Raw genomic sequence first — 21,549 nt, forward strand, 5'->3', positions numbered from 1 at the left:
TGGGAAGCTGTGGCAGTCATATGTAAACATGCACCGCGAGTCAACGACGCCCTAAAACGGCCGTACAACGACCGCTACGACGATTATCACCATCAGAACTGTCGGAACCTCATTAGCGAGCCTGTAGACCCGCCCAGAGCGCGTGTTAGCCCCCGCAGCGAACTCTTTCCGGCGTTTACTTAGCCAGCCGTGAAAACCGCTCATTAAGATCACAGATATGATCTTTGCCCATGCCCAGACCGATCCCCAATCAAACGCGCCCATGGCGAGCATGATCAATCCCGCAATCCAAGTTACAGTCATCGCGGGATTAATGATCACACGAAGCAGTTTTTCTTCCATTACCTGGAATGTCTGATCAAGCTCTGACCCAACCACTGCCCGTTCGGCATGATACACAAACAGACGCGGTAAATAGAACATTCCGGCCATCCACGAGATGACAGCCATAATATGGATTGCTTTGATCCAGTCGTAATAACCGCTCAGAAATTCCAGCATGTGTTTCACTTTCTTCCGTCAGTTACCTCTTAATAAATATATATAGAAAGAAAAGATGATGATGATGATAGTAAGCCCGATTTCTGTGGTTTGTTTTTTCATCCGCAGACTTATCCCAAGGCTAAACTTGGAAAAATATTTCTCAAACACTTGCCTGTTTCTATATTTTATGACATAAAAACAATACGTTGAATGTTGGAATATTTTCGCGACCGGTACCTATTGTGACATTGACTCTGCACTTTCGCGCGATTCCTCCACAGGGCCGACTTATCCTTTCCCACCGTGGAAAAATCGGCATAACAGCTGGCATAAGTTTCGACTTTCGCACAGGTTCAGAAATCCACTGACTCCTCCCACAGGTCGCCCGCAGGCTGACACACGGTTTTTCCAAAAGGTTATCCACATGACCGATACGATCATTCTGGCCTCTGGCTCTGAAATTCGCGCCACTTTACTGCGTAATGCTGGGATAGATTTTTCTGTCGTTAAGGCGCGGATCGACGAAGATACGATCCGCCAATCTCTTGAGGCAGAAGAAGCCTCACCTCGAGATATTGCCGACACTTTGGCCGAACTCAAAGCACAAAGAGTTGCAGCAAAACATCCCGAAGCGTTGGTGATTGGTTGTGATCAGGTTTTGGCGCTTGGGCGCACGATATATACTAAGCCCGAAACCCCAGATCAGGCGCTTTCGCAGTTACAGTCTTTGCGCGGTCAAAAGCATCAGCTGTTGTCAGCAGCTGTGATATACGGCGAAGGCAAACCACTATGGCGTCATGTTGGTGTTGTTCGCTTGCAAATGCGTGACGCGAGCGACACATATTTAACCGATTATGTAGATCGCAATTGGGAAAGTATCCGCCACGCCGTCGGAGCCTATAAGCTTGAGGAAGAAGGTGTGCGACTTTTTTCGCGTATCGAGGGGGATTACTTTAACGTGCTGGGACTACCGCTACTTGAACTCTTATCATATCTGACACTTCGCGGGACACTGCCGTCATGACAAAATCGCCGCGGGCCTGCGTTATCGGCAATCCAATTTCGCATTCTTTATCGCCAAAGTTGCATGGTTATTGGCTCAAACGCTATGATTTGCCCGGTGAATATACATCACTGCAAGTCGCTGAGGCCGATCTTGAAAATGTGCTTAGAACTTTGCCTGAACAGGGTTTTGTTGGGGTGAATGTAACAATTCCGCACAAGGTTGATGTTTTACAATACGCTGATCAAATCACAGATCGCGCGACTTTGATCGGCGCTGCAAATACGCTGACTTTTAAGGAAGATGGTCGTATTTTTGCAGATAATACAGATGGTTATGGGTTTATTTCAAACTTGCGCCAAGGCGCACCAGACTGGAATCCTAAATCTGGTCCCGCGATGGTATTTGGTGCTGGTGGCGCAGCGCGTGCAGTTATTGTTGCTTTGGCAGATGCCGGTGCGCCGGAAATTATTTTGACGAACCGAACCCGCGCCAAAGCAGAGGCATTGCGTGCAGATTTTGGTGCACGCATTCGTGTGGTCGATTGGGTTCAAGCTGGAACTGCGCTCAAAGATGCAGGCGTTTTGGTGAATACAACCTCCCTTGGGATGAAAGGCGCTGCAGATTTCAAGGTATCTCTTGATGAACTGCGTCCAGAAACCGTGGTTACAGATATTGTGTATAACCCATTACGTACCCCCCTTTTGACGACTGCTGAAAAACTGGGTTGTACCACAGTTGATGGATTGGGAATGCTGCTTCATCAGGGTGTGCCTGGGTTCGAGCGCTGGTTTGGGAAACGCCCAGAAGTCGATGAAGATACACGGCAGGCCGTACTCGCATGACGCTGCGGCTGGGATTGACCGGATCAATTGGGATGGGGAAATCCACGACGGCGCAGATGTTCCGCGACGAAGGTGTTCCAGTTTGGGATGCTGACGCCACGGTTCATGACTTGTATTCAAAGGACGGCGACGCGGTTCAGGCTATTGCGGCCGTATTTCCAACCGCAGTGATTGAAAACATTGTATCGCGCGATGCATTGAAAACGTTGATCGCCGCTGATCCTGCCGTCATCGGACAGTTAGAAAAAGTCGTGCATCCGCTTGTTGCTGACAGTCGTCTTAAATTCTTAGCCAATCATAATGATCCACTGGTGGTTTTTGACATACCTTTGCTGTTCGAAACTGGTGCAGACGAATGGTTAGATGCTGTCTTGGTTGTGACCGCTCCCGCCGATGTACAAAGATCACGGGTGATGGACCGTCCGGGCATGACCGAACAACAATTTCAAACCATTCTTTCACGGCAAACGCCGGATGCAGAAAAACGTGAACGTGCTGACCATATTATTGAGACGCTGACGCTGGACGATACCCGCACTGCTGTGCGAAACCTGATTGCGGAACTTAAGGGGCAATCTGATGCGCGAAATCGTACTTGATACGGAAACCACCGGGTTTGAACCCAACGAAGGCGACCGGATTGTAGAAATTGGTGCGATCGAGCTGATCGGCCATATGCCGACAGGCCGTACATATCATCAGTACATCAACCCAGAACGTTCAATGCCAGCCGAGGCATTCGGCGTTCACGGTATTGGTCCGGATTTGTTGCAACCGCCCCAAGATCCAAAGCCGGGTCAAGAAACGCTCCGTGATAAGCCGTTGTTCAAAGACATCGCGCAGGCATTCGTTGATTTTGTTGGCGACTCAAAAATGGTCATCCATAACGCCGCATTTGATATGAAGTTTTTGAATGCGGAACTGGGTTGGCTGGGCCGTCCGTTACTGCCTATGGATCAGTCACTTGATACTTTGGCAATTGCGCGCCGCAAATTTCCCGGTTCTCCCGCGTCATTGGATGCGCTTTGCCGTCGGTTTGGCATCGACAACTCTTCGCGGACGTTGCACGGCGCGTTGTTGGATAGTGAAATTCTTGCCGAAGTTTATCTAGAACTGATAGGTGGACGGCAGCCGGATTTCGCGCTTGCATCAGACACGCGTTCAAAATCGAATAGCAATGTTTCAGAAGACTGGCGCCCAACGGCGCGTCCCCAGCCGTTGCCATCAAAGCTAACGGCTGAAGAAACCGCCGCCCATAATGCCTTTATCGACAAACTGGGCGACGATGCTTTGTGGAAAAAGCTTAGTTAACTTTTGCTTTCTCTGCTTCCGCACGGCGTGCCAGTTCAGAACGGTAAAGCGCAACGAAATCAATTGTTTCTAGGTTTAGCGCTGGGAAGCCGCCGTCGCGTGTGATGTCGCTGACGATACGGCGCAGGAATGGGAACGTGATGCGTGGGCATTCGATCAGCAGATATGGGTGCATCTGTTCTTCTGGAACGCCTTCGACATGGAAAACACCAGCATATTCGATTTCCAGAACGAACAGTGGCTCGCCTTTGTCTTTGGTTTTGCTGGTGATATTTAGTTTTGTGATAACTTCGTACTGGTTGTCGGCGGCACGTTTACGCGCATCTAGGTTCACCTGAACCTGAATTTCTGGTTGGGCTTCGCCAGAAACACCTTTTTGCGCAAGGATATTTTCGAAAGACATGTCGCGGATGTATTGTGCCATCACACGGCTTTTGACCTGTGCGGGTTGTGCCGCAGCGGCACCGTTTTCGGGGGTATCAGACATTATAAACTGCTCCGGTTAAATTATGTTGGCGTTTTCCTAACAGCCAATGTCCTAAGGCTCAATGCTGGGTCCACCCTGATGGCGGATGTGTTGGTTTTTTGTCTCCGGTAATGTCTTGAAATTCACCATCAATGACCTGATCATTGGGTTGTTGTGTGCGTTGCTGGTTGGCGCTTGCTGTAAAGCTAGCGACTTTGATTTTTGAACGGCCCCAGATAAAAGCTGCTTGACGTACCTTTGGTATCAATAGGGAAAGCCCTACAATATCTGTGAAAAAACCCGGTGTTAGTAAAAGCGCCCCTGCGAACAAGATCATCGCCCCATTTGCCAATGGTTCGGACGGATCTTGGAGTTCAGAAAAGGATTGTTGAAGTTTTCCAAGTTCACGCAGGCCCTGTTGTTTCACCAAATATGACCCGGCGATTGCCGTTGTCAGAACAATTAAAAGGGTCCACCAAACGCCAATGGCGCCGCCAACTTGGATGAATAACGAGATTTCGATCATTGGGACTGCGATGAACGCGATCAATAGCCACATAGTGGACGCCTTTCTTAACTTGTTCCGGGCAAGGTGGACTTGGCCCTATACAGCACTTACATAGGGTGAGAACGGGCAGTTTTCCATGCCCAACCCTGATTGAGGTCCTGATGAACTCTCTTGTTGAACTATTGGTGCTGGCTGGCATCGCTGTTTTTTTAATCCTGCGCTTACGGGGCGTTCTAGGTACGCGTGAAGGTTTTGAAAAACCTGTCGTACGTCAAACGCAAAGCAGCGCGCGTGGCGGTAAACCTGATCTTGAACTTGTTAAAGACGGACCTGATCTAGATATTACGGATCATGTTGCTGAAGGCAGCGCTGCAGCAACCGCATTGGCCGCAATGAAACGTGTTGATCCATCGTTCAATGTATCAGAATTTCTGGGCGGTGCCCGCGGCGCTTACGAGATGATCCTGATGGCGTTTGAAAACGGTGATCTGGACGAGATTAAGCCATTTATCTCTGATGATGTTTACGAAGCCTTTGCTTTCGTTGTCGAAGATCGCAAACGCAAAGGTCTGACCGTGGATGCAACATTCATAGGCGTTAGCGACATGACATTGGCTGCGGCTGAATTCGACGCATCAAACAACGAGGCAGATATTTCTGTCCGCTTTAAGTCCGAGATGACTTCGGTCGTTCGCGATAATGGTGGTGACGTCGTCGAAGGCAGTGACAAAGAAGTTAAGCGCCAGAAAGATACTTGGACATTCTCGCGTCAGATGGATGCCGGTGATCCAAACTGGAAACTGGTTGCGACCGGCGAATAAGGTGCAGGCAAGGCAATGGCCGGACTGACATATAGGCAATTGTCCTTTGACGATTTGAACGATTGGGCGGCTGATGATCATCAGGCCGCCCTTGATGTTTTTCTGAACACCAGCGCGCATCTAACCAATGATAACTGGGGCGATATGGCGAATGCCGCGCAATCACCCCGTCAGTTTTTTGAAACCCACTTTCAACCTGTTTTGATCGAAGACGGTGCACAGATGGTGTTCACTGGCTATTTCGAGCCGCAGCTTGCTGGATCGCGCACAAAGTCGGAAGCATTTTCCATTCCCATCTATGCGTTGCCCGACGAACCGACCAAATACACACGTCGGGAGATTGACGAAGACCAACCTCTTGCAGGGCGCGGTTTGGAAATTGCGTGGCTTTCTGATCCTGTAGATTTGTTCTTTTTGCAGGTCCAAGGATCAGGTCGCATTCAGCTACCCGATGGTAAGATGATGCGCGTTGGCTTCGCAGGTAAGAATGGTCGGGAATATACATCCATCGGAAAGGTTCTAATCGCGCGCAGCGATCTGGTTGCCAGTGATGTGAAACCTGAATCCATCCGTGAATGGGTTGCTAAAAACGGGACGAAGGGTCAGGCGCTTTTGTGGGAAAACGAAAGCTATGTCTTCTTCAAAGAAATAACCGAGGTTCCAGCAGATCACGGCCCTCTGGGCGCGCTAGGTGCGTCGATCATTGCCGGTAGATCAATCGCCGTTGATCCAGAAATCACGCCGCTTGGCGCGCCAGTCTGGATTGAAAAATCTGGCACATACCGTCTTATGACTGCCCAAGATACGGGATCGGCGATCAAGGGTGCTCAACGTGCCGACATATTCTTTGGCACTGGGAGCAAGGCTGGGCGTCTGGCTGGTCAGGTGAATGATGGCGGACGTATGGTTGTTTTGCTGCCAAATGATATGGTGCAGCGAATTTGCGGAAAGACAACCTGATGCGGCGGCCAAGAAACCTTTCTGAAGAAGAACGTGCGTTGTGGGACAAAGTTGCCGAACGGGCGAAGCCGCTTGATCCGAAATCGCACGCTGCTGAAAAGGCACCGATCGAGCCTAAACCAAAACCCCGTGATGTTGGCGGTACACCGATGCCAAACTTTCAGGTTGGGCAAAAAGCAAATGCGCACCGCCCCCATGATATTTTGCCCAGCATCACAGAACGGCTAAGCCGTGCACCTGTGCATATGGACCACAAGTCGTTCGGCAAAATGAAGCGCGGTAAACTGGTGCCAGAGGCGCGGATCGACTTGCACGGAATGACCATGAACGAGGCGCATCCAGAGCTTGTCGCGTTTATCCTTGGGTCGCATGCAATTGGGCGCCGCTTGGTTTTGGTGATCACTGGCAAAGGCAAAGATCGCGACGACGGTGGACCGATCCCAACTCGGCAGGGCGTTTTACGACATCAGGTCCCACAATGGCTCGCGCTACCACCGCTAAATCACGCGATCCTGCAGGTAACGCCAGCGCACCTAAAACATGGTGGCCACGGTGCATATTACGTTTACTTACGTCGAAGCCGATAGACGGGTTTGCGCCTTTTTGATCGCAGGAACCATGGCAAGTGATGCGATCACGAAAGTTGCTGAGTAAAACAAAAGCTGCGTATCGAATTCAAAGCCGAGATCAATCAACCAACCAGATAGTCCCGGGCCAATCGCGGACCCAAGCACCATCAACGCAACAGCTGCTGATTTGATGGATCCTATGTGTGCGGTTCCGAAATATGTGCTCCACACCGAACCGGGTAACGTTGATTGACCGCCGCCCGCTAGCCCCATCAGGATCACACCCAAAGCAGACCACGCGATTGTCGGGGCAAAGGCGTGAACAATGAATGCGACTGAATATGGCAGCAAGTAGATCGGCAATAGCCGCCCTACCCCGAATTTATCCACGGCCCAGCCAAACAGGAACGTGGATCCCATGAACGTGAATGTCCCCAGTGGAAACACGGCCACGAATTTTAGGTGCTCCCACCCTTTGATTTCAGCAAAGTGCACCTGGTGAAACCAGAACGCAGTGGCGAGCATCGGAAACAATGCCATTGCGGGGGCGAGTGTCCAGAATAGCGGATGGCGTAATGCTTCGGCGCGGGTCCAGTGTCTGCCGTCCATCCCGACGGCGGTGTCGGACTTTGCCGAGGATTGTGGAGTGCGTTCGAGTTTGAGCAAGTACCATAAAAGTGGGATCATCATTAGAATGAACATCGCGAAGCCGACCCAAATTGTCCGCCATTCCGCATGGGACTTTAGCCAAACGCTTGATAACGGTAGCGCTGCTTCGGCGATTATAAACCCAAGTGTTGAGACCGCGAGCGCACGACCGCGTGTCGCGATGAACCAGCGTGAAATCGCGACGATCGAAATTGTACTGCTCATGCCTTGGCCAAACAGGCGTAGGCAAAAGATAACAAACACCAGCCCAAGCACATGTGTATTGAACGCCATGCCAAGGCAGGACAGCGCCAACAACGTTAGAACGACGACGCCCAAGCTACGCACGCGGAACCGATCAGTTAGTCCGCCCGCGTAGATCATGACTCCAGCAGATGCCATTGTGGCGACCATGTAGATCAGCCCCCAATCGCCGTTAGAAAGCCCGTATTCTTCGCGGATTTCGCCCGCAAAGACAGCGATCAGAAAGGTCTGCCCAAAACTGGATAAAGCAGAAAGAAGCGCGCCAACTGCAAGGAATGGCGTGTTTTCACGGATAAAGCGGAAATAAGATGCGAATGAATTCATACGCCTTTGGTGATCCTGCACCGCCCAAAAGGAAAGCCCTAAAGTAGCGGTGCAGCTAAATCACAACACGTAGCGGCTGACGTCCAAGGAACGGGACAATTCGCCAAGGTGCTTTTCAACGAATGCGGCGTCGATTGTGATTGCTTCGCCACCACGATCAGGTGCGTTGAAAGACAGGTCTTCGAATACGCGTTCCATCACGGTGTACAGCCGGCGTGCCCCGATGTTTTCCACGGATTCATTGACCTCTGCCGCGATTTTCGCCAGTGCTTTGATCCCTTCTTGGTCAAAGGTCACAGCGACTTCTTCTGTTTTCATCAAGGCTGTGTATTGCAGCGTCAATGCGTTGTCGGTTTCGGTCAGGATGCGGACAAAGTCGTCTTCGGTCAGGGCTTGCAGTTCAACACGGATCGGCAAACGGCCCTGCAATTCAGGCAGCAAGTCTGATGGTTTCGCGACATGGAATGCGCCAGACGCGATAAACAGGATGTGGTCTGTCTTGATTGGGCCGTGTTTGGTTGAAACAGTTGTACCTTCAATCAATGGCAGTAGATCGCGCTGAACACCTTCGCGGGAAACATCTGCGCCGCGTGCGTCAGAGCGTGCACAGACTTTGTCGATTTCGTCCAAGAACACGATGCCATTTTGTTCGACTGCTTCTAGCGCGGCTTTGGTCACTGTCTCATCATCAAGCAGTTTGTCGGCTTCGTCGGCGATCAGCGCGTCATAGCTTTCTGCGACGGTCATCTTTTTCTTAACCGTGCGCCCGCCGCCCATTTTGCCGAATAATTCGCCAATGTTCATCATGCCGCCCATGCCACCGGGCTGGCCCGGGATTTCAAAACCACCCAGCGGGTTCGATGAATCCGCTAGTTCCAGTTCGATTACGGTATTGTCCAGTTCGCCAGCCTTTAGCTTGCGGCGGAACATGTCGCGGGTTCCGTCGCGTGCATCAGTACCAGCCACGGCGGTAATCACGCGGTCTTCGGCGGCTTGTTGTGCTTTGGCTTTGACGTCTTCGCGCATATGTTCGCGGGTGTCCAAGATCGCAGTATCAACCAGATCACGGATGATCTGTTCAACGTCACGGCCGACGTAGCCAACTTCGGTGAATTTCGTTGCTTCCACCTTGATGAATGGCGCACGGGCAAGTTTCGCCAAGCGGCGGCTGATCTCGGTTTTACCAACACCAGTGGGCCCGATCATCAAAATGTTCTTTGGGTAGACTTCGTCGCGTAGATCATCGCCCAATTGCTTGCGGCGCCAGCGGTTACGCAGGGCAACAGCCACGGCGCGTTTTGCGTCGTTCTGTCCAATGATAAATCGATCAAGTTCCGATACGATTTCACGTGGGGTGAGGTCAGTCATGTCAATCCTTACACATGGGATGGAGGCAAGCGGTGCAATGGAAAACCTGTCGGCAGCAGACGCAAGGTCCGCGCACGAATTTTTTCCCAGAAAGCACCTAAAAACAGCATGATTGCGCCAAGTAGCAGAACTGTCAGTGCAACGCCATCGCCATCCAGAACTGTGATCGCAACGGTCACGATATAGCCGATTGCCGTAATCAAAAATGACCGTCGGTCGATGATGATCGCAATAACAGCGAAGATACCAAGCACAACAAATAGTCCAAAGTTTGTGGCCGATGTCCCTTGGTTCAAGAGCGTCAGGCCGATTGTGTTAATCAAAGCAGGCGCTGCAACGACATGCAGCCAAAACCCATTCGTTGACCGCCGGGTGACGCGATGTGGGTCGCTCATATCAAACAGCATGGCGACGGCGAAAACGATAAGCCCAAGAACAAGTGTGATCCATGCAAATGGTCCGCCAGCTGATAGCAGGAACAAGTCTTTGAATTCGTTGATTTCGCCACCCTTACTGGCGGTGAACACCATCGCGACAACGAAAAACCCGATAGCCAGGATTGCCATAGCGAACGGTACGCGAAAGCGCCACCAATAGATAAGCAGTGAAATCAAACCCAGAAAAAGCGGAAGTGGGATGCTTTCAAAATTGCCCTGACCAACCATAAACGGTTCGGCGAAATAGCTTAGAAAGCCAAAGGTCGCGTTGGCGATGAACATAATCGCAAGCGTTGATGCCGGGCCGATCATGCGTCGGCGCCGAATAAAATATTCTGACAATAGCCAGATCGCGACAGCGCCAGCCAATGTAATGCCGATGGCATAGCGTTTAAGGTCAACAATTTCATCGCCCAGGGCGAGCATAGCAACCGAATACCAACCGATACCAAGAATAAATAACCCGATGATTATGAAGACTTCGTTGAAACCACGAAACAGTTCGAACGGTTCATCGCCGGGCGACAGATCAGACCCAGATGTTTTCCGCTGTTGTGCAAGCTGCGCCAGATCAGCGGCTTGTCGTTCGGACAAAAGGCCGCTGTTGATCGCAGCACGTAGGTCATCTTTGTCAATCATCGGCATTCCTTTGCGTTCGTCACACCTAAGTGTTGTGGCATGCAACTCCAAGAGCGGCACAACCTTTTTGCCGTAAATTGCAGCGCATCACAAACGCGTGGGGATGATTGTTTGAAAACCGATGCGCTGTACGATTGGTAGCAACAGAAACAGGAGGTTTCCGATGGATAGACGTTCTTTTATCGCGGTGTTGCTAAGTACAGCGGCATTACCAGCATTTGCAGGTGGCCATGGCCGTTTAGGGACTTGGGGTGGCATTAATGGCCACACTGTGACAGGCACCGCCGAAATCGCGGGAAGCGAGATCAACCTGCTTGATGACTTTGTGTTTGATGGCGCGCCGGACCCCAAAGTCGCGCTGGGCAAAGACGGGGTCTATGACCCCGCCACCATCATGGGACCGCTTGCCAGTGATACTGGTGCGTCCCAATATATGGCCCCAGAGGGTATCGATACGTCAGCCTATAACGAGGTCTGGATTTGGTGCGAGGAATTCAACGTCGGTCTCGCCGTCGCACCAATCACTTAACCGATGCTTTCCACTGTCAATTTGCCGTTGGTATAAACACAAATATCAGCGGCAATTGCCATAGCTTTGCGGGCAACGGCTTCGGCATCCATGTCGCTGTCCATCATGGCGCGACCAGCAGCCAGCGCAAAGTTTCCGCCGGATCCGATTGCTGCGATATCGTGTTCAGGTTCCAGAACATCGCCTGCCCCTGTAATCACAAACAGGTCTTTGCCATCGGTGACGATCAGCATCGCTTCTAGCTTTTGCAGGTATTTGTCTGTGCGCCAGTCCTTGGCAAGATCAACACTTGCGCGCGCCAGCTGACCGGGGGTTGCTTCCAGCTTTTTCTCAAGCCGCTCAAGCAGGGTAAACGCGTCGGCGGTCGAACCCGCAAAACCAGCAATCACATCTTGTCCGCCGGGTGACAGACGACGCACTTTGCGTGCGGTGCCTTTGATTACAGTTTGGCCAAGGCTAACCTGCCCATCGCCAGCGATTACAACTTTACCGTCCTTGCGCACACCGATGATCGTTGTGCCGTGCCAGCCTGGGAATTCTTCTTTACTCATCATCTGCTCCTTGCGGGTTGGACACTATATGGCGGTGCGCGCGCGGGCAAACAACCCCGATGGCTTGCCGCCCGTCAGACACCGGGCTAGCGTCGTGGTATGATCGATGAAAATACCGTCACCTTCTATTTAAGCCCGAAACTACGTCGCCAAGCCGAACGTGGTAACCACAACTTCATCAGCCAAGTATGTGCCGTGCTGGAAAGAACGGGATTAAAGGTTGCTTATGATGGGAATGATGAACTTGGTCGCTTAAACGCGATGGCACGGCAGGGGCGTGGTTTGTTTTTGATGGATGACCCTGTTGATGAACGCGGTCTTAGCTTTCGTAAGACATACATCTATCCGTTTTGGCACATCGAAAAGCAAAGCAAGCGTTGGGAATGGCCGGTCGCGCAAAAAACATTTGATACCAGCGCAGTTGATCACACAAAAGCAAAGACGTTCCATCACCGGTGGCGCGAAAAACTGTTTGCAGGTGAAACCCGAAAAGATGGGTTTGTATACATGCCGTTGCAGGGGCGTTTAACAGTGCGTCGTTCGTTTCAGTTTTGCAGTCCGATTGAGATGATTAAAGCAACGCTGCAATATGACCCTGACCGAAAAATTATCGCAACGCTTCACCCGTCAGAAAACTATAGTGATGATGATTTGACGGCGTTGAAATCACTGGTTGACGCGAACGGTCGGCTATCCATTCAGCACCGTAGTGCCGATAAATACCTTCATCATTGCGATTACATCGTGACGCAGAATTCCAGTCTTGGTTTTCACGGGTATTTCTTAGAGAAACCTGTGATCCTATTTGGAAAAACTGACTTTCATCATATCGGACTGAATGTGCATGAAATGGGTGTTGTTGACGCATTTGCAGCACAGGCAGATCATAACCCAGACTACGCTGCCTATCTATTTTGGTTTCTACAACAGCAGGCGATCAACGCAGGGCGGCCAGAAACTCAAGAAACCATACGTAAAGTTTTGCAAGGTCACGGTTGGTCTGTCTAAAACCAAAAAGGGCGCCACAATGGGCGCCCAAAATTCGTAATGTCAGATCGCTTAGATCGACTCGTCGATCCAGCCCTGCAAAGCTGCTTTTGGTGCTGCGCCTGTTTTGTTCGAAACGACTTCGCCGCCTTTGAACATGAACAGCGCTGGGATGCCGCGAACGCCAAGCTGTGAAGGTGAATTCGGGTTTTCATCAACGTTTACTTTGACGATTTTAACCTTGCCATCATACTCGGCAGATAGCTCCTCAAGAGCTGGGCCGATTTGTTTACATGGGCCACACCATTCAGCCCAGAAGTCTACGACAACAGGAATATCTGACTGGCGTACTTCGGCGTCAAAGGTTGCGTCTGTTACTGCTACGGTTGCCATTGGGTCACTCCTTGGCGAATGTCATTGGATGCTGAACCTATGTACCCATCGTGGATTGGTCAAGGGATCGAAAGGCTGTTCAGGGTTTCGTGAAGCAGTTCTTTGGGTAGCTGCATCAATGTCCGGCTCGCGGTCCACAAAATGCCCACATAAACATCGCGGTCTGGGTAAATCTGGCGCAAGGCAGCGTCATAGGCCGCCATCTGCCGCAAAATTCCCAATGGAGTTTGGGTGGCATGATCGGGGACGATCTGGTTTGATTTATAATCAATCGCCAAAACGCTGTCTTCGCGGATGATCAACCGGTCAATCGTGCCATGAATACGCCCGATACCATCGATGTCGGCGGTAACATCAATTTCGGTCAAGGCAGTCGGATCCCATAGATGCGCTAAATCAGGTTGATCCAACAGGCTGATAACTTCATCCACAAGTTCGGGGTCGTTGTGTTCCAATACGCGTAGGCCAAGCGCTTTGCGTTCTTGCGGGGCTGCTTGCGGCAAGTATTCTAACAGACTGTGGATCGCTGTGCCGCGTTCCATTGCGTCTTCGATGTCCGCGCGTGCCGGATCGCCGGGCATGATTTTCGCGCCGTCGAATTCCGATGGTGACAACGTTTTGCGAATTGTTAGCTCTGGCACTGGGCCAAAGGTTGGTGCCTCAACTTTCGTTTCGACGATTGGTTCGGGCTGCACCAGTTCGCCTGCGTCCCAATCAAGATGCGCCACGCGCCGTGCTTCCATATCTTCGATTTTTATTTCGGTATCGCCGCGGGCCGCCATACCATCAGCAACGATGTTATACCAACTATCGTCCCCGTCCCCCACATCACCAGCGGCCCCCACGATCAACCACTTTTCTGCACGCGTCATCGCAACATAAAGAAGACGCATCCGTTCGCGGGTTTGCTTTGCGACGAAATCATCTCGGATTTCCTGCATTGCAGAACCCGAAGCCTGCGCCGCAGTTTTCCAGATCACGTGATCACCGACCGGTAGCAATTCGTCTTTTACGTCAACACGGCGTTTGGCAGTGTCGGGCAAAATAACAATCGGCGCTTCAAGCCCCTTGGACCCGTGCACAGTCATCACCCTGATCCGGTCGCCTTGGGCATCCATCTGGCGTTTAACCTCTAGATCATCAGTTTCCATCCACGTCAGGAAGCCGGTCAGACTAGGGACCCCTGTGCTTTCGTAGGCGAGCGCCTGCGATAGTAGCGCATCAATGCCATCTTCTGCCTCTGGCCCCAACCGCGCCAATAGTTTGCGGCGCCCATCGTGACGCGTCAGAACGCGTTCAATCAGGTCATAGGGGCGTAGAAAGTCAGCTTCTTTGCGTAAATCACGCAAGATAGCCAAAGTCTGGGAATGGTCGGAATCGCGCAAGGCGGGCCATAGATATCCTTTTTCTGGGCGGTGATGCGCTAGCGTGAAGAGATCTTGTTCTGACCAGCCAAACAATGGGGACCGCAAGGCGCAAGCCAACGAAAGATCATCCTCTGGCAAGGCAAGAAAGTTCAAAAGCGCCGCAAGGTCTTTGACTGCTAATTCCGCCCCAACGCGCAGACGGTCAGCACCCGCGATCTTTAGCCCGGCGGCCTTACATGCGCGGATCACTTCGGAAAACAGTTCCGAACGCCGCTGCACAAGGATCAAAAAGTCGCCTTCGGTGATCGGACGGCGATGGTATTCACCGGAATGCCCAATCTCCTCTGGCAGGGTTTCGTGCGTGATCATACGTTTGATCTGTTCCGCGACACGGTTTGCCATCAGGACGGTGTGGTCCGTTTCGCTGGGAAGATCGATGGGGTCGAACCAGTTGCGGGGTTCATCAATCACCGATTTTTCGACGACAGGCCATAAATCAACGCGCCCCGGCATGTTCTCTTTGAACGCGATGTGGGTCAGCGTGTCGTCCATCCCGGCAGCGCGGTCACCCGTAAATGTGGCATCCACAACGGATAGGATCGCTTGCGAAGACCGGAACGAATGGTCAAGCGAAGTGACCTCGAACGGTTTTTCAACGGCGTGGTGGGCATCACGGAAATGGACCTTCATTTCGTCAAAGGCGGCAGGATCAGCGCCTTGGAATGAATAGATCGACTGCTTTTTGTCGCCCACAACAAACACAGTGCGTTCGCGGTCGGGATGCGCGCCCTCGCCGCTTGCGAATTCTTGGGTCAATTGTTCGATCACAGCCCATTGGGTGGGGCTTGTGTCTTGGGCCTCGTCAACCAGAACGTGGTCAATGCCGCCGTCCAAACGGAACAACACCCATTGCGCAACGTCCCGATCAGTTAGCAGGGCTTTTGCCTTGCGGATCAGATCGTCAAAATCCAACGCGCCCATCATCAATTTGCGTTGTTCATAGGCCGGCACAAAAACGGCGCCGAACCGATAGATCGCAAGCGTGCGGTGCAACGCATTTAGCGCCAGCCGGTTTTCGCGACCATCTTGAACGCCCAGCATGATGGGTTCGAGGTCGTCCATCAGTTCGGCATGGGCTTCGCGGGTGCCTTTGGTTGGGAAACTGCCGACCTTCGCACCAAACGGGGATTTGGCCGATGCCCCGAAAAGAAACACGCTTTCCAATAATTCTAGGTCTTGCAGCGTCCCGGGTGCGGTTGTGCTGACTTTATCGAGTGTCGCTGCAGCCTTGGCTTCGGTTGAACTGCCTTTGGCGCAAATCTTGGCCAGTGCGTGGATCGTATCAAGGCTTGATTGGCTTAGGACCTGTGAAACAAGCGCATCAGCCGAAAGCGTCGGATCAATCCTAAGCGTTTCACATAGCGCTTCACGTGGGATGCCGTTTGCAAAGGCATCGCGCTTGTTCGCGACCTCGGCCGTCAGTTTGGATAGCTCCGCGCCTGTGAAGTATCGCAAGACCTGTTCGACAGCGGGTGAATCTGGACCAGCGATCAGTTCATCCATGACCTCTGCGCGAAGCAGCTCTGCGGCGCGGTCTTCCATTTCGCGGAACTGCGGGCTGACTTGTGCCTCGAGCGGAAAACGCCGCAGAACACCTGCACAAAACGAGTGGATGGTCTGGATTTTCAAGCCGCCGGGCGTTTCGATGGCGCGTGCAAAAAGCGTCCTCGCTTCGCGCAGTTGTTGGTCATCAATTACCCGATCCACGCCAAGCGACTGAAGATCGGCGCGTAAGGCATCGTCCGCCATCATCGCCCAAGTACCAAGCCGCTTGAACAGCCGGTTCTGCATCTCGGCTGCGGCGGCTTTGGTGTAGGTCAGGCAAAGAATGTTCTGCGGGGACACCTTTTCCAACAATAGCCGCGCTACGCGGTCGGTCAGCACGCGGGTTTTGCCAGATCCGGCGTTGGCAGAAAGCCAAGTGGATGTGCGTGGATCGGCGGCGTCGACCTGCCGTTGGGATGCTGCGTCGCGGATCATGTCAGCACCTCTGGTTTTGGGTCGTCGCTCGTGTCCCATTCCCCGAAACGCGACAGGTGATCATAGGGGCTATAATCGGTCTTTGAGAATAGCGCGATCCGCGCGGTATATCCCCGATCAACACGTTGCCAATTTTCAAAAAGCGTCTCTAACTCGGCCCAAACCTGATCTGGCGGGTTCTTTTCAAGTGGTGCGTTGCTGTTTTTCATCGTCGTGTTTACGCCGATGAATGTGGCGGCTTGAACGGTTTTTTGTCCAAGGTCATTGAACGCACCGCGTTCGACCATCGCGGCCTCGAGCAACAGTTGCTTGTCAAAGTTTTCTTGCTGCTTTTCGCTGGGGACAACGCCGGTCTTATAATCGTAGATCAGCGCCTGACCGTCAGGGGTGATGTCAATCCGGTCGGCAAGGCAGGTCAGTTTTACACCTACGTTTGGAACCACGATTTCACCCTTCTTTTCGATCATGCGCTGATCGGACAGGGCTTGGCGTTTGACCTCATCTGCTAGGAATGGATCGGCTGATTTTTCCATCCGGGCGATCCACTGGGCGCGGATGGTGGGCCATGGGCAGTGTTCAAGGAAACATTCGTTGGCGATTTGCATCAGTGCTTCGCGATCGTCGGGTGCAAAGCCGCCTGCGATAAATTTTTCTAAGACTTCATGCACGATGGTCCCGCGCAAAGGTGCATCAGCTGTTGGTGCCAACGGATCAAGCGGGTCAAGGCGCAGCACCTTGCGTGCGTAAATCGCGAATGGATCGCGGATCAGCGTCTTGATTTGCGTGACGGACAATTGCTTGGGACGCGCATCAACTGGTGGGCAAGGTGAAGGACGTGGCGTGGGGTCAGTCCGGTGATCGGCGCTAGATAGCTGGGCGGCCATGTCAGCCCAGTTGCGCCCACGTTCTAGCATCGCGTCCAGCGCGATAACGCCGTTTTGATCGGGCAATCCACGCAGTAGATTGGTAAGGCGGTTTACCCAGCGCGACGGTACGGTTTCCGCGTCAGAGGACCGTTTAGCGCGCGTGATCCAGACCTCTTTGCCGGCGATTGCTTGTTGATAATCGTGCGCGGAAAGACCGATGCGTCGTTCGGGCAAAAGCAATCCGGCCTTGGCCCGCATGACGCGGTTTAGCCAAGGGTCTGGTGCTGGTGCTTCGGGCCAAACCCCATCGTTCATCCCGCCAAGGATTGTTAGGTCAACGCCTTGAACACGAGCCTCTAGCGTACCCCAGATCAGGATTTGTGGGTGGCCTTTGTCACGTTCTCGCACGACGCCTTCGGACAGGATCGCGCCGAAAAGCGCGGCGTAATCCTTGGTATCCATTTCGCCGGCAAAGTCGGCGTTCTCGGCAATCGTGTCGCAGGTTTTGCGTGCCTCGCGGCCTGCTGCTTCTTTCCATAGCTCGCCTGCATCTGTTCCTGATGGCCCGGCGCACAGCTTTTCGGCCAGTCGGAGATGCGTCTGCAAGTGGTCGGACAAAGGTATGGCAAGCGGATCGGCATAGCCAAACACCGTTTCGGAAAGCCAATTCGCCCATTCATCGCGCCCTTCGGCACGGGACGCCCAGTCACGTAACGTATCAGGCGTTGGGAATGGCGGCCCGTTGCGGCGCAAATAGATCTCAAGTTCGCGGGAATGACGTAGATGCGGGCCGCGCTCAGAATCTGTGGAATTGCACAGAGGATGCTTTAGCAACACGAGCAACATTTCCCCGGTCAGCGGTTTTCCCAGCATGTCCGCAACATGACGCAGCATCCGGCCCGGAGGTGATAACTGCAACGGAACACCGGCACTGTCGTCTGGCTTAATATCCCAACGGTCCAGCGCGGCGGTAACCTGCCGCGTTAGCATCCGATCCGGAGAGATAAGCGCGGCAGTGATCCCGTCTTGGACAGCTTGGCGCAGGCGTAACGCGATGGTTTCGGCCTCGGCGCGTGGGGATGCGGCCTCGACTAATGTCAGCCCTTCCGTTGCAGCGGACAGGTCGCCCAGCTTGGGCCCTTCTTCCAGCCATTGGCTGGTGACGGGTGCAGGGCGCAACGACAGTGATACCAATTTGTTTCGCGCTGGATGAATGGGCTGCAAATCACACCAAGACTTTACGTCATTGGGGCCAAATTCCATGAGGTCCATAAGACGACGGAACCTAAATTGCGGATGATCCTCGGCGGTCATTTCATCATCCATCGCCTGCCAAACGGGATCGGGAAGATCGAAATCGTAACCGGGAAGGACAATCGCGCCTTGGGGGAGTTTCGCGACCGCTTGCATAAACATGGCGGTCGCGCCGCGTGAACCGGTTGAACCGGCGACGATAATTGGATGGGTTGGTGGCGTGTCCGCCCAGCGCTGTGACAGCGTTTCGATGACAAGCCGTTGGCGCGCTTCTTTGTCGGGGGTGTCGTTGGTTGCCCCAAAAAACGGTGTGATAATGTTGAGGAACTTGAGCGCCCGCTGCCAGTGGCCGGATTGATCGGACACATCAAGGCTGGCGATGGTTTCTGGGCTGACGCCCTCGCCCTGCATTTCGTCCATCAGTTTCGCAAGGCTATCGGACAGATCATAGAGCGCGGCGCGCGGTGCAAGGTCGGGTTCTTGTTCTAGTAGTTTCGATACAAATTGCAGAAGCTCAAACCGCCGACGCAAAGGTGCAATCGCAGGCGGAACGATCAGCGATACCGGGTCATTCGCAAGGTCGGTTACCAGTTTGATCCGTGGCAATAGGCGCGCTGGGCCAGCATCGAATACTTCGCGGATGCGGCGCTGCATACGTGTGGTGTTGACGTATATTTCGGTACGCGCCCAGTCTTCCGGCGCCATGTTCTGACCGCGTGCGGTTAGCCCATCCACCAGTGACTGGGCGAAATCGACGCCCAGCGCGCTGCCGAAAATGCGAGGGCTGTCTGATGGTTCAAACATTCAACATCGCCTCGGCAATTGGGATGCTGGATGGCTGTCCGACATCACACCAAGCCCCATCGTATTTCACACCATAAAGCCCACCACGCGTGGCAATGTCATTCCATGCGACGTTCAGAGAAAATGCGGTTTCTTGGATCTGGTCGAGCGTTTCTGGCCGGATGATTTGTACCCCAGTGTAGATCACGTCCGGCCCACGGTGCAGGCGGTCATCGCTATCTATGCGAAAATCGCCTTTGCCTAGATGCCCGTGCACGTTTGGCTTTTCGATCACCAGAAGCAGTGCTTCCATTTCATCGCGCCATGCTGACAGAATGGTTTCGATTGGGTTTGGCCCCCGCCACACTGCATCGGTATTCATGGTGATCGTCGGACCCGACCCAAGTAGCGTCCGTGCCTGCCGTAGCCCACCACCGGTTTCTAGCAATGCGTCGGTTTCATCGGAAATTGCGATGTCTTGCCCAGCCAGATGGTTGCGCATCTGATCCGCATGATAGTGTACGTTCACAACCTTTTGCCCGACGTTCGCGATGTCAGTGAAAGCCAGCGCATGGTCGATCAACGGTTTGCCCGCCACTTGAACAAGAGGTTTTGGCCGATCCTTGGTCAGTGCGCCCATGCGGGTCCCTAGCCCGGCGGCAAACAATAGAATGGGCGTGGTCATGCGCGAAGCCTTGCAAGTGTTTCTGTGTCCGGTGCTGGTAGCGTATCGCGCACCGCCTGTTCCAGCATTTTCAGTTCTGGATGGCGTAGGTCGGACATTAAATTGGCCCATACCCGTGGGATTAAATCAATGTATCGCTTTTTACCCATGACGAGGGAAAGCCGTGCAAACACCCCCAATATTCGCAAGTTGCGCTGGGCACCAAGGCAGGAAAGCTGCGCGGGAAAATCGCTGCCCGCACCCGTCTTTGCCATGTAATACGTTGTTATTTCTTGCGCCAAGGCAGGGTCGATATCCCGTCGTACGTCCCGCAGTAGCGATGCTAGGTCGTAACCGGCAGGCGCGATAAATGCGTCTTGGTAATCTAGCAGACCAACGCGGTTCAGCCCTTGTAGTTCGGGCCGCCAAATCAGGTTTTCGGCGTGGTAATCGCGAAGCGCAAGCGTGTTCGCATTTGGTGCGAGCGTGGTCAGCGCCCGGTGCACTTCGTTAGTGAGGTCTGGTGTAGGGGCGTTGGCGTAGAATTCACCTGTGATCTCGACCATCTGAGCGCCGATTTCGGGTGTCATTTGGTTCAGGTCTGAAGGCGCTGGGTAATTGGCAAGATGCACCAAAACATCGGTGGCCGCACGATAAAGCGTCAAGTTGTCGGAAGGGTTCTGACTTAACCACCCTGCAAAGTCGTCTTGGCCTAGGTCGGACAAGATCATGATACCCGCTGATACGTCATGCGCCAAGATTTCAGGAGGCGCTAAGCCTGCGTTTTGTAGCAGGCTGGTAATGCTGGCAAAGGCGTGGGTTGTTTCACCATTTTCAGGCGGTGCATCCATCAAAATCACATTCGACGTACCATCGGTCAGGCGTTCGTACCGCCGGGCAGACGCATCACCAGCAAGTGCATGTCGGTCCGAATCAGCCCAATCAGACGAGGCGATAAAGTTATCAATGATAATTTTGCGTTCCATCACAAGACCGCCTTTAACCGGTCATGCCATTCTGGTGTTGTCGTGATTTGAACGCTGTGTTCGGTGTCCCCTGCCGCTAACGCGAGTTTAAGGGCGTTTTCTGGGGCGTCATTGCCGAGCCGATCAGGCCATTCAATAAGGCAGATCGCGGTTGTGAATGCTTCGTCCAGCCCGAGTTCGAATACTTCGTCGGGGTGGGTCAGCCTATAAAGGTCACAGTGCCAGATGTCGCCTTCTGGGTCTTCGTAAGTTTGGACAAGGGTGAAGGTCGGGGACGGAACGTCCTCCATCCGGCCAAGCCGGGCGCGGATTAGTGCACGGGCAAAAGCGGATTTACCTGCCCCGATGGACCCTTCCAGCAAAAGCGTATCGCCGGGGGCCAGCAATGGCGCGATGCGGCTGGCCAGTGCAACGGTGTCAGTTTCGTTCGGTAGGGCGATTGTGATCGGCATATTGTTCATGCCGAAACACTATTGCTTGGTT

The 21,549-nt window shown here is 53.1% G+C and carries 22 protein-coding genes; 9 read left to right on the top strand and 13 right to left on the bottom strand.

All coding sequences use genetic code 11. The annotated features are described in order from the left end of the window. Nucleotides 1-51: 51 nt before the first annotated feature. Nucleotides 52-501 carry a protoporphyrinogen oxidase HemJ gene (hemJ, locus tag CYQ09_RS17355; RefSeq protein WP_106746650.1) on the bottom strand — a complete coding sequence of 150 codons (450 nt, stop codon included), beginning with the start codon at nucleotides 499-501 and terminating at the stop codon, nucleotides 52-54. A 406-nt stretch (nucleotides 502-907) separates the two neighbouring features. Between hemJ and CYQ09_RS17360 the strand changes: the two genes are divergently transcribed. From CYQ09_RS17360 to dnaQ, 4 genes are read left to right on the top strand one after another with little or no spacing between them, the layout of a single operon-like run. Further along, nucleotides 908-1,507 carry a Maf family protein gene (locus CYQ09_RS17360; RefSeq protein ID WP_106746651.1) on the top strand — a complete coding sequence of 200 codons (600 nt, stop codon included), beginning with the start codon at nucleotides 908-910 and terminating at the stop codon, nucleotides 1,505-1,507. After that, on the top strand, nucleotides 1,504-2,331 hold the full coding sequence (locus CYQ09_RS17365) for a shikimate dehydrogenase (protein WP_106746652.1): 828 nt from the start codon (nucleotides 1,504-1,506) through the stop codon (nucleotides 2,329-2,331). Before CYQ09_RS17360 ends, CYQ09_RS17365 begins: the two co-directional genes overlap by 4 nt. Continuing rightward, complete coding sequence (coaE, locus tag CYQ09_RS17370; protein ID WP_106746653.1) at nucleotides 2,328-2,930, top strand: dephospho-CoA kinase; 603 nt, start codon at nucleotides 2,328-2,330, stop codon at nucleotides 2,928-2,930. Before CYQ09_RS17365 ends, coaE begins: the two co-directional genes overlap by 4 nt. Then, nucleotides 2,911-3,642, top strand: coding sequence for a DNA polymerase III subunit epsilon (gene dnaQ / locus CYQ09_RS17375; RefSeq protein ID WP_106746654.1), 732 nt, complete (start codon nucleotides 2,911-2,913; stop codon nucleotides 3,640-3,642). Before coaE ends, dnaQ begins: the two co-directional genes overlap by 20 nt. Here the strand turns inward: dnaQ and secB are convergent. Beyond that, entirely contained in the window at nucleotides 3,635-4,129 is a 495-nt protein-coding gene (secB, locus tag CYQ09_RS17380) for a protein-export chaperone SecB (RefSeq protein ID WP_106746655.1), read from the bottom strand. The genes dnaQ and secB overlap by 8 nt on opposite strands. Nucleotides 4,130-4,187: 58 nt before the next feature. Next, nucleotides 4,188-4,667 carry an FxsA family protein gene (locus tag CYQ09_RS17385; protein WP_106746656.1) on the bottom strand — a complete coding sequence of 160 codons (480 nt, stop codon included), beginning with the start codon at nucleotides 4,665-4,667 and terminating at the stop codon, nucleotides 4,188-4,190. A 110-nt stretch (nucleotides 4,668-4,777) separates the two neighbouring features. Between CYQ09_RS17385 and CYQ09_RS17390 the strand changes: the two genes are divergently transcribed. From CYQ09_RS17390 to CYQ09_RS17400, 3 genes are read left to right on the top strand one after another with little or no spacing between them, the layout of a single operon-like run. Next, the gene (locus CYQ09_RS17390) at nucleotides 4,778-5,437 is read left to right on the top strand and encodes a Tim44/TimA family putative adaptor protein (protein WP_106746657.1); all 660 of its coding nucleotides are present in this window, start codon (nucleotides 4,778-4,780) and stop codon (nucleotides 5,435-5,437) included. 15 nt (nucleotides 5,438-5,452) lie between these two features. Beyond that, on the top strand, nucleotides 5,453-6,397 hold the full coding sequence (gene mltA / locus CYQ09_RS17395; RefSeq protein WP_106746658.1) for a murein transglycosylase A: 945 nt from the start codon (nucleotides 5,453-5,455) through the stop codon (nucleotides 6,395-6,397). Continuing rightward, nucleotides 6,397-6,984, top strand: coding sequence for a Smr/MutS family protein (locus tag CYQ09_RS17400; protein WP_106746659.1), 588 nt, complete (start codon nucleotides 6,397-6,399; stop codon nucleotides 6,982-6,984). The genes mltA and CYQ09_RS17400 overlap by 1 nt, the downstream gene beginning before the upstream one ends. Here CYQ09_RS17400 and CYQ09_RS17405 read toward each other — a convergent pair. From CYQ09_RS17405 to CYQ09_RS17415, 3 genes are read right to left on the bottom strand one after another with little or no spacing between them, the layout of a single operon-like run. Next, entirely contained in the window at nucleotides 6,967-8,202 is a 1,236-nt protein-coding gene (locus tag CYQ09_RS17405; protein WP_106746660.1) for an MFS transporter, read from the bottom strand. The two genes, CYQ09_RS17400 and CYQ09_RS17405, sit on opposite strands and share 18 nt — an antisense overlap. Before the next feature lie 60 nt (nucleotides 8,203-8,262). Continuing rightward, entirely contained in the window at nucleotides 8,263-9,570 is a 1,308-nt protein-coding gene (gene hslU / locus CYQ09_RS17410) for an ATP-dependent protease ATPase subunit HslU (RefSeq protein WP_106746661.1), read from the bottom strand. An 8-nt stretch (nucleotides 9,571-9,578) separates the two neighbouring features. Continuing rightward, nucleotides 9,579-10,646, bottom strand: coding sequence for a hypothetical protein (locus tag CYQ09_RS17415; protein ID WP_106746706.1), 1,068 nt, complete (start codon nucleotides 10,644-10,646; stop codon nucleotides 9,579-9,581). Nucleotides 10,647-10,809: 163 nt separating this feature from the next. Between CYQ09_RS17415 and CYQ09_RS17420 the strand changes: the two genes are divergently transcribed. After that, nucleotides 10,810-11,175, top strand: coding sequence for a DM13 domain-containing protein (locus CYQ09_RS17420; RefSeq protein WP_162617713.1), 366 nt, complete (start codon nucleotides 10,810-10,812; stop codon nucleotides 11,173-11,175). Here CYQ09_RS17420 and hslV read toward each other — a convergent pair. Further along, nucleotides 11,172-11,726, bottom strand: a complete 555-nt coding sequence (gene hslV / locus CYQ09_RS17425; RefSeq protein ID WP_106358728.1) for an ATP-dependent protease subunit HslV — start codon at nucleotides 11,724-11,726, stop codon at nucleotides 11,172-11,174. The two genes, CYQ09_RS17420 and hslV, sit on opposite strands and share 4 nt — an antisense overlap. 99 nt (nucleotides 11,727-11,825) lie before the next feature. Between hslV and CYQ09_RS17430 the strand changes: the two genes are divergently transcribed. Then, complete coding sequence (locus CYQ09_RS17430) at nucleotides 11,826-12,734, top strand: hypothetical protein (protein ID WP_106746663.1); 909 nt, start codon at nucleotides 11,826-11,828, stop codon at nucleotides 12,732-12,734. Nucleotides 12,735-12,785: 51 nt separating this feature from the next. Here CYQ09_RS17430 and trxA read toward each other — a convergent pair whose 3' ends face one another. From trxA to tsaE, 6 genes are read right to left on the bottom strand one after another with little or no spacing between them, the layout of a single operon-like run. Continuing rightward, a complete protein-coding gene (gene trxA / locus CYQ09_RS17435) occupies nucleotides 12,786-13,106 on the bottom strand; it encodes a thioredoxin (RefSeq protein WP_106358729.1) in 321 nt (106 codons plus the stop codon). 59 nt (nucleotides 13,107-13,165) lie between these two features. Next, on the bottom strand, nucleotides 13,166-16,513 hold the full coding sequence (gene addA, locus CYQ09_RS17440) for a double-strand break repair helicase AddA (RefSeq protein WP_106746664.1): 3,348 nt from the start codon (nucleotides 16,511-16,513) through the stop codon (nucleotides 13,166-13,168). Beyond that, on the bottom strand, nucleotides 16,510-19,437 hold the full coding sequence (addB, locus tag CYQ09_RS17445; protein ID WP_106746665.1) for a double-strand break repair protein AddB: 2,928 nt from the start codon (nucleotides 19,435-19,437) through the stop codon (nucleotides 16,510-16,512). Before addB ends, addA begins: the two co-directional genes overlap by 4 nt. Continuing rightward, entirely contained in the window at nucleotides 19,430-20,101 is a 672-nt protein-coding gene (locus CYQ09_RS17450) for a nucleotidyltransferase family protein (protein ID WP_106746666.1), read from the bottom strand. The genes addB and CYQ09_RS17450 overlap by 8 nt, the downstream gene beginning before the upstream one ends. Then, the gene (locus CYQ09_RS17455) at nucleotides 20,098-21,066 is read right to left on the bottom strand and encodes an aminoglycoside phosphotransferase family protein (RefSeq protein ID WP_106746667.1); all 969 of its coding nucleotides are present in this window, start codon (nucleotides 21,064-21,066) and stop codon (nucleotides 20,098-20,100) included. The genes CYQ09_RS17450 and CYQ09_RS17455 overlap by 4 nt, the downstream gene beginning before the upstream one ends. Beyond that, a complete protein-coding gene (tsaE, locus tag CYQ09_RS17460) occupies nucleotides 21,066-21,527 on the bottom strand; it encodes a tRNA (adenosine(37)-N6)-threonylcarbamoyltransferase complex ATPase subunit type 1 TsaE (protein ID WP_204353987.1) in 462 nt (153 codons plus the stop codon). Before tsaE ends, CYQ09_RS17455 begins: the two co-directional genes overlap by 1 nt. Between the last annotated feature and the right edge of the window lie 22 nt (nucleotides 21,528-21,549).

It is taken from the genome of Yoonia maritima, from assembly GCF_002933395.1.
GTDB classification, from domain to species: Bacteria; Pseudomonadota; Alphaproteobacteria; order Rhodobacterales; family Rhodobacteraceae; genus Yoonia; species Yoonia maritima_A.